The organism is Hyphomicrobium sp. 1Nfss2.1, from assembly GCF_965243865.1.
Lineage (GTDB): Bacteria > Pseudomonadota > Alphaproteobacteria > Rhizobiales > Hyphomicrobiaceae > Hyphomicrobium_A.
In genome coordinates this window covers 1765570-1777719 of the sequence record NZ_OZ251603.1, presented here as the reverse complement: position 1 = coordinate 1777719, position 12150 = coordinate 1765570, and the positions used below count along the sequence as shown (strand labels likewise).

10 protein-coding genes and 1 tRNA gene are annotated in these 12150 nt (G+C 61.8%); 10 read left to right on the top strand and 1 reads right to left on the bottom strand.

What is annotated here, in order from left to right:
• Window positions 1-43 precede the first annotated feature (43 nt).
• The 10 genes from ACP15D_RS08720 (at window position 44) to ACP15D_RS08675 (ending at window position 11313) form a co-directional block, all read left to right on the top strand.
• The gene (locus ACP15D_RS08720; RefSeq protein ID WP_424957137.1) at window positions 44-1006 is read left to right on the top strand and encodes an omptin family outer membrane protease; all 963 of its coding nucleotides are present in this window, start codon (window positions 44-46) and stop codon (window positions 1004-1006) included.
• Window positions 1007-1194: 188 nt separating this feature from the next.
• A complete protein-coding gene (locus ACP15D_RS08715; RefSeq protein ID WP_424957136.1) occupies window positions 1195-1491 on the top strand; it encodes a hypothetical protein in 297 nt (98 codons plus the stop codon).
• A gap of 275 nt (window positions 1492-1766) precedes the next feature.
• A tRNA-Thr gene (locus ACP15D_RS08710) sits at window positions 1767-1841 on the top strand.
• A 141-nt stretch (window positions 1842-1982) separates the two neighbouring features.
• On the top strand, window positions 1983-3122 hold the full coding sequence (locus ACP15D_RS08705) for a serine hydrolase domain-containing protein (protein WP_424957135.1): 1140 nt from the start codon (window positions 1983-1985) through the stop codon (window positions 3120-3122).
• A gap of 669 nt (window positions 3123-3791) precedes the next feature.
• Window positions 3792-5681, top strand: coding sequence for a PQQ-dependent dehydrogenase, methanol/ethanol family (locus ACP15D_RS08700; protein WP_424957134.1), 1890 nt, complete (start codon window positions 3792-3794; stop codon window positions 5679-5681).
• Between the two features lie 129 nt (window positions 5682-5810).
• The gene (locus ACP15D_RS08695; RefSeq protein ID WP_424957133.1) at window positions 5811-7577 is read left to right on the top strand and encodes a quinoprotein dehydrogenase-associated putative ABC transporter substrate-binding protein; all 1767 of its coding nucleotides are present in this window, start codon (window positions 5811-5813) and stop codon (window positions 7575-7577) included.
• Window positions 7577-8374: a hypothetical protein gene (locus ACP15D_RS08690; RefSeq protein WP_424957132.1), complete on the top strand. Its 798-nt coding sequence runs from the start codon at window positions 7577-7579 to the stop codon at window positions 8372-8374. Before ACP15D_RS08695 ends, ACP15D_RS08690 begins: the two co-directional genes overlap by 1 nt.
• 29 nt (window positions 8375-8403) lie before the next feature.
• Entirely contained in the window at window positions 8404-8958 is a 555-nt protein-coding gene (locus tag ACP15D_RS08685; RefSeq protein ID WP_424957131.1) for a c-type cytochrome, read from the top strand.
• Between the two features lie 108 nt (window positions 8959-9066).
• On the top strand, window positions 9067-10323 hold the full coding sequence (locus tag ACP15D_RS08680; protein ID WP_424957130.1) for an ABC transporter substrate-binding protein: 1257 nt from the start codon (window positions 9067-9069) through the stop codon (window positions 10321-10323).
• A gap of 15 nt (window positions 10324-10338) precedes the next feature.
• Window positions 10339-11313 (top strand): PQQ-dependent catabolism-associated beta-propeller protein, encoded by a 975-nt coding sequence (locus ACP15D_RS08675; protein ID WP_424957129.1) that lies wholly within the window; start codon window positions 10339-10341, stop codon window positions 11311-11313.
• A 54-nt stretch (window positions 11314-11367) separates the two neighbouring features.
• On the opposite strand, the gene ACP15D_RS08670 is transcribed toward ACP15D_RS08675, so the two are convergent.
• Window positions 11368-11877, bottom strand: a complete 510-nt coding sequence (locus ACP15D_RS08670; protein ID WP_424957128.1) for a DUF3617 domain-containing protein — start codon at window positions 11875-11877, stop codon at window positions 11368-11370.
• Between the last annotated feature and the right edge of the window lie 273 nt (window positions 11878-12150).

Below are 12150 nucleotides of genomic sequence, written 5' to 3'. Positions count from 1 at the left end.
GAATCACTGAGCTTCCGATTGTTTGGGGGACAGGGGGGCGACAATGTCTGGAAGACAAACGCCGGGATGGATGGCTGCTGCTGCCATTGTCAGTGTGGCGGTCGCCGGCGGTGCCAAAGCCGACGGATATCAAGCGGTGAAGACGGCTGAGCCGCTGCCAATCGTCAAAGGTGTGGAGGTCGAAGTCGGTCTCGGCATCATGCAGGGCGAGGCGAACGAATTTGTCTATCGCCGCGACGGCTCGACGCTAAGCCAGCTCGTTTGGGCGTTCGACAACAATCTGGTGTTCAAGGGCGGCGTCGCGGTACGGCCGTGGAGTTGGCTCGCGGTCGGAGCACGCTTCGTGACCAACGTCACCGACGGTTCCACAATGGATGACTATGATTGGTATAGGCCCAGCGAGCCGGACTACGCCGACTGCCCGAACGGCTACTGTCATTCGCACCACCCGGATACGACACTTGAATCCTACCTATCGGTCGACGCTTACCTCGCCGCCACGTTCTGTCGCACGCAGTCGATCGCGCTGACGGCGCTGGCCGGTTACAAGCGTGACAGCCAGTCATGGCAAGCGATGGATGGTCCCAGCAATTACACGACCTTCACGCCCGGCCGGTTGTCGATCAGCTACGATCAGGTGTGGGAGGCGCCTTACGTCGGCGCTCAATTCAACGGCGAATGGGGACGCTGGGCGCTGCAAGGGCGCGTTATTGGGTCGTGGTGGGCGCAGGGGCAGGACGAGGACGACCATCATTTGCGCACGCTGCTCTTCACCGAGAAGTTCGGCGAGAGCAACATGATCGGCGCCAACGCGCACCTAGGTTATCGGTTGACGGAGAACCTTCTTCTGAAGGCGGAATACGATCTGCAGCAGTGGCAGCTCGGCAAAGGCCCTTCGGCCGACGTCAACTATACAACCGGCAACCAAAGCTACCGCGGCTGGAACGCGGCGGGCGGTGAAAGCATCACCCAGACGATCTTCATGGGGGCTGCGCTGGAATACTGACGCTATAGTGAAAGGTGCGAATTACAACGAAATCTCTATGGCATTCGTTTCAATTGTCAGCGCTTCGCGAGCGGAACTTTAGGGGTTGTCAGCCTATGTTTTGCGCATCGGACGGTGGCACGTTCGGGGCGCTTGGGAGACAGGCGTTCGAAAAGTGACAGGTAGTTTTTTGGTGGAGTTGAAGCGTCATGTCGACCTCTAAGATCATCGCAATCATTGCTGCTTCCAGCATGCTGGGCGCCCTTTCTTTCGCACCGGCCTTCGCCGAGTCGATCCCGCAGGAAGAAGCTGATCAGTTCAGCGGTTCGGCCCAGCCGGACGTTGATGCTGGTGCTTCGCGCGGCCCGGACCGCTCGATCGTCGATCAGGAGCAGAACCAGTTCGGCAACAACCCGGCTCCGGACCTCGGCCCTGAGCTGCAGGAGAAGGGCGGCGAGAGCCTCCCGCAGATGGAAGAGCAGGGCATCCCTGGCGGCGACCGCTAATCCGGTATTCCGCTGAGTTGACTACGGCCGCCGTGGCGATGAGCCCGGCGGCCGTTTCGCGTTCTACATCTTCGTGGGCTTGCCGCTGTGCCTGGCGGGGGGCCAGCGGGGTGCGGTGGGCTATGGTGCTGAAAAGCCGATCAGATCGCTCATAATTTCCGGGTGACGACTTTCCGGCCGGGGGCAGCGCGTTTTGCGCCTTGCCAGACCGCTTCGCGCCGATTACACCGGCAGCGCTCTTGGTGTCCGCCGTGGCGGGCCAGGGTCATCCAATCGCTGCGGTAGCTCAGTGGTAGAGCACTCCCTTGGTAAGGGAGAGGTCGAGAGTTCAATCCTCTCTCGCAGCACCATCTTTCCAGCGCCAGATACAACCAACGCGATTGGTTTAGAACTCGCCAACGCGGGCGGGCGCTAGCCTTTATCAGTTGTGGATCGTTCCAGCTCTCGCCATCCTCGGTTGCTGTTGGCGAGGGGCGCAATATGCTGCGGGCATGACACGCGGGCTGATCTTGACGGTTGCGGTCTTGCTGCTCCTGGTGCAGGGGGCGGTGGCGGGCGCGTTGCCCGAAGAGAAGGCCATACGTATCGATCGGCTGATCGAGCATTTCCTAAAGCCGGGCGCCACGCCACGTGCGGACCGACCGCCGGGACTATCCGTCGCGATCGGTATAGATGGGGAACTGGTGGCCGCCAAGGGCTTTGGAGAGGCGCGCCAAGGCGTGCCTGCCAACGGCAAGACCGTCTACCATATCGGATCGTTGACGAAGCAGTTCACCGCTGCGGCGGTGCTGCGTATGATCGGTGATGGAGCGCGTGCGCCGCTCACGGGGGCACCGCTCACGCTCGACACGCCGATGCGCGAGGTGTTCGATGGGGTCGAGCGGTGGAGCAATCGCGACGATCCGCCGATCAGCGTGCGCAGCCTGCTGACGATGACGTCGAACCTGCCGAACTTCACGCTGCATCCGCCGCGCGAGACGGATCCGTGGGGCGCTGTGGCGATGCCAAAGCTGCTCGCGGCGCTGAAGCAACTTCCGCCGCACGGCTGGCCGAACACTTTCGAATACAGCAACACCAGCTATTTTCTGCTGGCGCGGATGATCGAGGCGGTGGCGCAGGGGAGTAAGGGGCCGCAAGCATCTTCGCGCGAGTATATGCGGGTCAACGTGTTGCAGCCGGCAGGACTGACGCGGACGGGATTTGTCGGCGCGTACGCACCGGGATCGGAAGTTGCGGACGGGAACTATCGGCGGCGGCCGGCTTTCTCGCAGCCACATTGGCTCGATGGCTGCGGGGATATGGCAAGCAACGTTGAAGACCTGTTCCTGTGGGACAGAGCCCTGATGGCGGGAGGCGTGTTGGGGCGCGATGCGGCCGGCCTCATGTTCTCAGAAGGCGCGCGTGTCGATCCGTTCACCTATTACGGGATGGGCTGGTTCATCCGGCACGACGGCGACTGGGACAGCTACTATCACTCGGGGTCGGTGCCGGGCTTCACATCCTACAACGCCATCATGCGGAGAACGGACAGCGGCAGGTGGCTGTCGGTTACGCTGCTGACGAACAGCGATGGGGTGGAAGGACTCGATGGGCTCGCAGACGAGATCTTTTTCGTTCTGCGCAGCGAGTGATCCCGGCTCCGATGACGCGATCGTGAAGCCATGGCATCGTTGAGAAAGACCGTCTTTCACGGGCGAATTTCAGTGATCGGGAATGAAGTGCAATTCGATAAGGCGAACATTGCTTATGCCGGCGGGAATGCCTCCATTGGCAGCAGACACAGGCATTTCATACGCTTCGGGTGCCACGCTTTGCGGCCGGGCGCCGAGATGACCGTTACCTTCATTTAGGGTCTTCTGGGCGCCTGGCCGCTTCTTTTTTTGCGCGCTTGCTTCGCTGAAAGCAGCCGAAAAGCGTCGTGGTCTACTGCATATTCCACGCGCATCGAGACGCGTCGCGAGCTGCCACTTCTGGCAATGCAGCATGCTCAATCAAGACATCGTGAAGGGGAAAAAATTGTCGATAGCGGCGGGAAGTCGTCCCCTATCCGGGGGTAAACGCGGCAACTAATGTCAAAACGCCGCGCTACCTGAGCGGGAGTGGACTTGGCCTGGATTGTCGGGTCGCGAAGAAGGTCTTCCGCATTTTTCAAGTCGCAGTCCAAGGGCATGCGGCTGGGGGTGGAGCTGCTGGACGAGCTGGAAGCTGCAACGTGGGCCATTGAGCCTGCGAACGGTGGAGTTTTGCTCGGCGCAGCTCATCGGGGAGTGCGAAAAAAGCGTGGATACGGAGGAAGCGCAATGCACATCACGAGGAAAGGGACCATCCGCCTAGTCGGCGGAGTGATGGCCGCCTTGATCGGACTTGCCGCACCCGGCATGGCCAACGAGGAGATCGAGAAGCGAGCTCAAGACCCGAACACCTGGCCGGCGCCTGGCCGCGATAACAAGCTCACGCGTCACAGCCCGTTGAAGGACATCAGCACCGACAACGTCGGAAAGCTGCAGATGATCTGGTCGCAGTCGACCGGTGCGCTACGCGGACACGAAGGCCAGCCGCTGTTCATCGAAGATGTCGGCGGCAAGCCGATGATGTTCTTCATCTCCGGCTGCCCCAACATGGCTCAGTGCAACATTGCGCAGGGTCTTGATCTGACGGATCCGGACAATCCGAAGCAGGTCTGGAACTACGTGAAGAAGGATGATCGCGACGAGTCGGCTGTGCCGCGCGCGTGCTGCGATACCGTCAACCGTGGTGCCTCCTACGCCGATGGCAAGCTCGTTTACGGTACGCTCGATGGCTACGTGATTGCCCTCGACGCGCAGACCGGCAAAGAGGCTTGGGTCGTCAAGCACGCTTATCCGGAGCACGGCGAGACCATCACTTCGGCTCCGCTGATCGCTGAGAACCTCGTCATCATCGGTTTCGGCGGCGACGAGTTCGCAGCCCGCGGCCGCGTGACGGCGTATGATCTCAAGGACGGCAAGATGGTGTGGAACTGCCACTCCACCGGTGCCGACAAGGACGTCTGCCTGACGCCGGAGACCAACAAAGCCAACCCGCACTACGGCACTGCCGGCTCTGACCTCGGCATCAAGACGTTCCCGGGCGAGGACTGGAAGATCGGTGGCGGCGCGGCCTGGGGCTGGTACAGCTATGACCCGGACCTGAAGCTCGTCTACTACTCGACCGGCAACCCCGGTCTGTGGAGCCCGGCTTATCGCTGCCCGGACAAGAGCCACGAGGAGTGCAACGACGGCAGCCACGACAACAAGTGGTCGATGACGATCTTCGCTCGCAAGGTCGACACCGGCGAGGCCGTCTGGGCATACCAGATGACTCCGTTCGACCAGTGGGACTATGACGGCGTCAACGAGAACATCCTGGTCGACATGAAAGTCGACGGCAAGGATCGCAAGGCGCTGGTTCACTTCGATCGTAACGGCTTTGCCTACGTTCTCGACCGTGCGGACGGCACGCTGCTGCGCGCCAACAAGTACGTCACCGTGGATTGGGCCGAGAAGATCGACCTGAAGACCGGTCGTCCGATCAAGGTGCGCGAGCACTCTCCGCTCGAGCGTGGCCGCAACGTCTCTGCTTGCCCGTCGGCGATGGGTGGCAAGGACCAGCAGCCGTGCGCGGTCGATCCTAAGGAACCCAACAAGTTCTACTGCCCCACCAACAACTGGTGCATGGAACTTGAGCCGCAGGAGCGCACGCACACGCAGCAGGGCACGGTGTACGTGTTCGCCAACGTGTTCATGTATCCCGAGAAGCCTGGCACGACGGGCAAGATCAAGAAGTTCGACGTGCTGACGGGCAAGGCGGACTGGGAGATTCCGGATCCGTACCCGAACTGGGGTGGCACGATGGTCACCGACGGCGGCCTGATGTTCTACGGCTCGCTCGGTGGTGACTTCCGCGCTGTCGACCGCAAGTCGGGCAAGATCCTTTGGCACCGCAAGCTCGCCTCGGGCATGATCGGCAACCCGATCACCTACAAGGTCAAGGGCAAGCAGTATGTCTCGATCCTCGTCGGCATCGGCGGCTGGATCGGCGTGCCGGTGACCGCCGGTCTCGATCTCGACGACAAGTTCGGCGCAATCGGCGCAACTGCGATGACCAAGGCTGCCAACCTGGACAAGATTCCGCAGGCAGGCACCTTGTTCACCTTCCGTGTCATGGACTGACGCCAGTGACAGTGATGGCGCTCCTGCTGAAAGGCAGGGGCGCCGTTGTCGCGCGCGGGGCTGCGCTCCGCTCATGACGGGCGCTCTCGCGCCCCTTGGAATGACCGGACAGTCATGGAAAGTCGCGTGGTGAAGAGTGCCAGGGCCTTGCTGCTCGCTGCTATCGCGGCGTCGGCTTTCGCGATGACCGCGCAAGCGGCTCGAGACGCAGAGAAGGAATACGACGAGCTGACGGCCGCGGAGAAAACCGCTGCCCGGCGCGCCGGCAAGGAGATGTTCGAGAAGAAGACGCTGGGCAAGCTCAACGTCTGTGCCGATCCTGGCAACATGCCATTTTCGAATATCGCGCGCGAAGGCTATCAGAACAAAATTGCGGAGGTGATCGCCAAGGCGATGGGGGCGGACCTCATCTATTTCTGGCGACCATACCTGGAGCGCGGACTGACGCGCGAGACGTTCGAAACCAATATGTGCGACGTGCTGCTGGACCTGCCGGCTGATTATGCACTCGCGCTGACGACAGTGCCGGTCTATCGCACAGCATACGTGTTCGCCTATCGCGCCGACCGTGGCTACGACTTCAAAGGTTTCGATGATCCGAAGCTCAAGGATCTGAAGATCGGCGTGTTTCAGACGTCAGGCGTGCGCGAGGCGCTGACCAAGCGCGGGCTTGCTCCGAACCTGAAGCTGCACACGTTGAGCCACAATGCCGACCTGCAACCTGAGAACCAGCCGTGGCGGCAGGTGCAGGACGTCGTCGACGGCAAACTCGATGTCGCGGCGGTGTGGGGCCCGTTCGCGGGGTGGGTGCAGAAAATGCGCGGCGAGCCGATCGTCGTGCAGCCGGTGAACCTGTGGGAAGACTACATTCCACTTGAATTCGATCTGTCGATTGGCGTGCGCAAGCGCGATGCGAAGCTGAAATACGCGCTCGAATATGCGCTGGAGGCGACGAAGCCGGAGATCGAAAAGATCCTCACCGACTATGGCGTGCCGCTGGTTCAGTGCAGCCGCTGCCTAATTCAAGGCACGCTGCCGGCGCACGGCGGCTACACGGTGCTGCCCAATTCCGTGTTCGCGCCAAAGCCGGAGAAGGCAACGCCCGATCAGGTGGTGACGCAGGAGAAGGTCGAGCACTGGCTGGAGGAAGGGGCGGACCTCACGCAGGAACTCGCCAACGCGGTGCTCGCGGCGGACGTTGCGCGCATCAAGTTCCTGGTCTCGAAAGGGGCGGATATCAATGCGCGGGATCCGCAGGGCTATGCGCCGGTGCATACCGCGGCGCGCAACCGGCATCCCGAGCTGATCTCCGCGCTTGCCGATCTCGGCGCCGATCTCAACGCGCCTGATAGCGACGGCATGACGCCGCTCATTCACGCGGCCATGCGCAATCACGTGCCGACCGTGAAGATGCTGCTCGAGCGCGGTGCGGACATCGAGCGAGCGAATGCGCAAGGCTATTCACCACTGGCGCTGTCGATTGCCGAGAACAAGTTCGAGGTAGCGAAGGCCCTGATGGAGGCTGGCGCCGCCATCGACAAGCCGGCCGGTCCTGAAGGACTGACACCGCTAATGGTGGCGGTGAGCCAGGTTTCTCCGGGCGAGGGCGGCATCTTTCTGCCCGGCAGCACGAGGCCCATCGACGTGGCACGCGAGCTGATCGGGCGGGGTGCGAATGTCAATGCGCAGACAGAGCACGGCGTCACGCCGCTGATGATCGCTGCTGCGCGCAACGTGACGCCGATGATCGGCCTGCTTTTGCAGTCGAAGGCCGATGCGACCATGAAATCGAAGGAAGGCAAGACTGCACTTCAGATCGCCGAGCAGAACGGTTCAGAGCAGGCGGCGAAGGCGCTGCGCGTGATCGGAAGGGTCGGTGAAGGGGGCAGCAACTAGTGGGCTGTCTCCGCATCCTGCTGCTGATGTTCTCAGCGCTGAGCGCAAGCGTGGGCGCAGCGGCGGCAAAGGAATTCACGGACGACGAAGTGACTGCGGCCGTCCGTCGTGTGGTGAGCGAACGCGGCGGGGATGGTGCGTTCACGGTTTTCGATACGCGCTCAGGGGAGACTTTGACGCTGGTCTTCGATGACGTGTGCATCGTGCGCGGGCTTGCAGGGTTCGGCTGGTTTCCCAATGTCAACTTCCACGACCGAGCCGTGCCGGCAAGGAAGTATGCGCTCGATTTCTGGCTGAAGCCTACGGGCGACGATCTGAAGCTGATGGATATCCGTGTTCACAAGGCGCCGCAGCCCGATGGCGGCGGGTGGATGAGCATTACGCGTGCACCGTTGGCATGGTGGTGGCTGCCGACGATCGAGCGCGCAAGCGCTGTCGCGGGGATGCCGGCGTGGCAGGTCATGGGATCAATTCACGCGCGCATCGCCGAAGGGCGCAGTGGAGAAACCCTCGAGACGACCCAGCCTGATGGCAGCGTGCTGTCGTTGCAGCTCATCGACATCGTGCAGCCGGTGGGAAGGTCCAAGGCGGATGGCAGGTACTTTGCCTGCGCCATACTTCGCAAGTTTGGAAGCGAAGGCGGCTTTTATTCGATCCCTTATTGGCTTGATGCGAAGACGAAATTAGTAACCGCCGGCAGCGTGGCGCCAATCGGCCAAGTGCGCGGCGGCGAAGACAAAGCGGCAGCAGAACCGCGATGCGATGTCGGCAGTGTTGGCTACGACATCGTCGACTGAGATTTGGGGAAACAGAACAGGGACTCTCAATGCAAAGGTTAGTTCGCATAGTGGCGGCTGCACTGGCGCTCGGCGTCGTCGTCGCTTACGTCAATCCGATTTCCGCGGCTGACACGTCAGCTCCGCCGGTTCCTCCGAAGCAGGAGGCTGGTCCTGCGCCAGAGCCGCTGTCGATGGACGAGCTCAAGAAGCCGATGAAGCCATTGGACCGTGTGGCGATGGCTCCGAAGGGGACGCTGAAGAACCCCTACACCGACAATGCCGAGGCGATCGCCGAGGGCAAGAAGCTCTACTTCGGCAAGAGCTGCAACGGTTGCCATGGCGGTGGTGGCGGCGGTGGTATGTGTCCGCCGTTGACGAACACGGTTTGGGTGTACGGCGATGACGACGACACTCTGTTTCGTCTGATCTCGCTGGGCTCGGATGATCTCAAGAAGACCGGCTATCACCGCAAGGGAACCGAGGGTGTGGTCGGTCCGATGCCTCCCTTTGGCGAGCTGATCGACGAGGATCAACAGGTCTGGAAGATCATCGCCTGGATCCGCACTCTGTTCAAAGGCGGCCCCGAGCGGCGGCATTGGTAACAATCGCTGCGCAGGTCCGCCTTCTTGCGCGGGCCTGCGCGCGAACCTGTGATTTGACCCGTCGGCGCGGGGGTGGCTTACAGGGTTTATGAGAGGTTATAACATATCATGAAAATGCCTCCCTCGACCCTCTATCGATTGCTGTGCGGATGCCTCGTTGCCATGGCGCTGTGCATCGGCGCGGGGCTGCCGCATGGAGCGAAGGCCGATCCGAAAGCGGGCGAGCCGACGCCCACTTTGACAACGACGATCGTCTACCTGACGAAGGATTATCAAGAGCCGCCTCCGCTCTCGCTGGTCGACAAGGAGGTCAAGGACAAGGGCATCCAGGGCGCGCGTATCGCGCTCGATGAAGACAATCGCACGGGACGGCTGCTCGGCCAGCACTATGACCTCATGGAGGTTCTGCTCGGCAAGGATGCGAACCCGGTGGAAAAGGCGAAGGAGCTTCTCGCAGCGGGGCAGCGGATCATCGTTGCCGATCTGGAGAGCGCCGATCTTCTGGCTGTTGCCGACCTGCCGGAAGCGAGCAACGCGCTGATCTTCGATGTGCGCACCAGCGATGACGTGCTGCGGCAGGAGCAGTGCCGCGCCAACATCTTTCATGTGCCGCCGAACTGGGCGATGCGCGCCGATGCGCTGGCGCAATACCTGATGTGGAAGAAGTGGCGGCATTGGGTGCTGATCGTCGGCAAGTCGCCTGCGGACGAGGGATATGCTGCCGCGATACGCCGGGCGGCCAAGCGGTTCGGCGCCAAGATCGTGGCCGAGCGCCCGTACGTATTCGAGGCCGGCTCGCGACGCACCGACACGGGGCATCAGCAGATTCAAACGCAGATGCCGATGCTGACGCAGGGCGTCCCGGATCATGACGTCGTCATCGTTGCCGATGAATCGGACGTGTTCGGCGACTACCTGCTGTTCCGCACGGCGGAGCCGCGGCCGGTGGCCGGCACGCACGGCCTTGTTGCTGTCGCGTGGCACCGCGCGTTCGAGGAGTACGCGGGAACGCAGATGCAGAACCGCTTTGAACGCAAGGCGGGCCGCATCATGACGGAGCGTGATTATACGGCGTGGCTTGCCGTGCGCATCGTCGGCGAAGCGGTGACGCGCACGGGCAAGAACGCACCCGACGTGCTGCGTGAGTACATCTTGTCGGAAAAGTTCGAGGTGGCCGGCTTCAAGGGCCAGGGCATGAACTTCCGTTCGTGGGACCTGCAATTGCGACAACCGCTCTTGATTGCAGGGCCGCGGGCGTTGGTGTCCATCTCACCGCAAGAAGGCTATCTGCATCCCAAGTATCTCACCGATACGCTCGGCTTCGATCAGCCTGAAACGAAGTGCCGGTTAACGGCCAAGCACTGACAGGGGAGGAGTAGAATGCGCAGGCTTCTCGCGACGCTCGTTCTGCCGTGTGCACTTTATGCGCCGGCAATGGCGGACACCATCTTCATCAGCAACGAGAAAGACAACACCGTCACCGTTCTCGACAGCGACAGCCTCAAGGTGGTGAAGACGATCCCAACCGGCAAGCGGCCGCGCGGCATCGCCATCACGCCCGACTTCAAGGAAGTGCTGGTGTGTGCCGGCGACGACGACCGGCTCGACGTGATCGACACGACGACGCTGGAAGTGGTGCGCACGATGGATACGGGCCCCGATCCGGAGCTGCTCGACGTCGACCACAAGGGCGAGCGCATATACGTCGCCAACGAGGATGATGGCTACGTCACGGTTCTCGAGCGTGCGACCGGCAAGGTGCTGGCGGAGATCGAGGTTGGCGTCGAGCCGGAAGGCATGTCGGTTTCCCCGGACGACAAGCTCGTTGCGGCAACGTCCGAAGCGACGAGCATGGCGCACATCATCGATACGACGACCTTCGAAGTGAAGGCGAACATCCTGGTCGACACGCGGCCGCGTGTTGCGATGTTCACGCATGACGGCAAGCATGTGTGGGTGTCGGCGGAGATCGGCGGCACGGTGGCGGTGATCGATGCCGACACATTCAAGATCGTCAAGAAGCTGCACTTCGAGATCCCGGGGGTGCGGCCAGAGCTGATCCAGCCGATGGGGATCATCTTTTCTAAAGATGGCAAGCGGGCTTTCGTCGCCATCGGGCGGGCCAACCGCATCGCGGTGATCGACACGGCGACGTACGAGACGACAGGCTACATCCTCACCGGACAGCGGCCGTGGCACATGGCGTTGTCGCCGGACGGAAAGAAGCTCTATTCGGCGAACGGGCTCACTAACGACCTGACGGTGATCGACATCGAGACGCTGAAGGCGGAGAAGTCGGTACCGGTGGGCCGGCTGCCGTGGGGCGTTGTGATCAAGCCGGGCGCGCCGGAATAGAAGGGGAGTGGAGCGGCGCTCAAGGCCGCTCCGATCCGTCTGCTGGGGCTCCGCTTACTGCACCATCAGCTTGATGCCGTCGGTGCCCATGGCTTCGCCGGCTTTCAGCTCGCCGCAGGATTCACCAAGGTACTTTCCCTTCTGCTCGATCATGCGCTTGATCGATATGGACTGCGCTTGGTGAATGCCCGAGGTGGTCGAATCGATCTTGACGTCGAAGGTGTTTTGAAAGTCGCCGCTCATCTCGGTGCGGCTTTCCACGTCGCGGCCGTTCATTTTGCAGGTCGCGTCGATCACGACTTTGTCGCCGTCCTTCTTGATCTCGTACTTGGAGCAATGCTGGGCGTGCTCGGCGCTGCTGGCTGCTGCGGTGTTGCGTTCCATGTCGGCGTCGATGCAGATCGTCAGCGTCTGATCGTGCTTCTTGCCACCCTCTTCCATGACGGTGACCTGCTCCCACTTGCCGGCCTTGCGCAGTGGCAAGCTGACGTCTGCCGCCATCGCGGAGGCGGTGGTCACGCCAAGGCAGATGGTCGACGCGAGAATTACAGCGGTACGCTTCATCGTTTCCCCTCACTGTTATGTTGTTGCGGTCATATTCAATGGGTGGGAACTCATGGCAAGCCACGTTGGCACACGTGCTGGCGTGCTCACGCGATGTTGATGCGCTGAGCCGCTATGTCGTTGTTGGTGCGGGAATTTATCTGTTCTGCGACGGGAAAAATGCCCGATCCTTGTTGAAGGGGGCACGCGCGGGCGGTATCGTCCGTGCAGCCAATGCGAGGCTCGAGGCGGGCAGGGGAGCGCCGGCACATCATGACTGACGGGGAGCGCAAA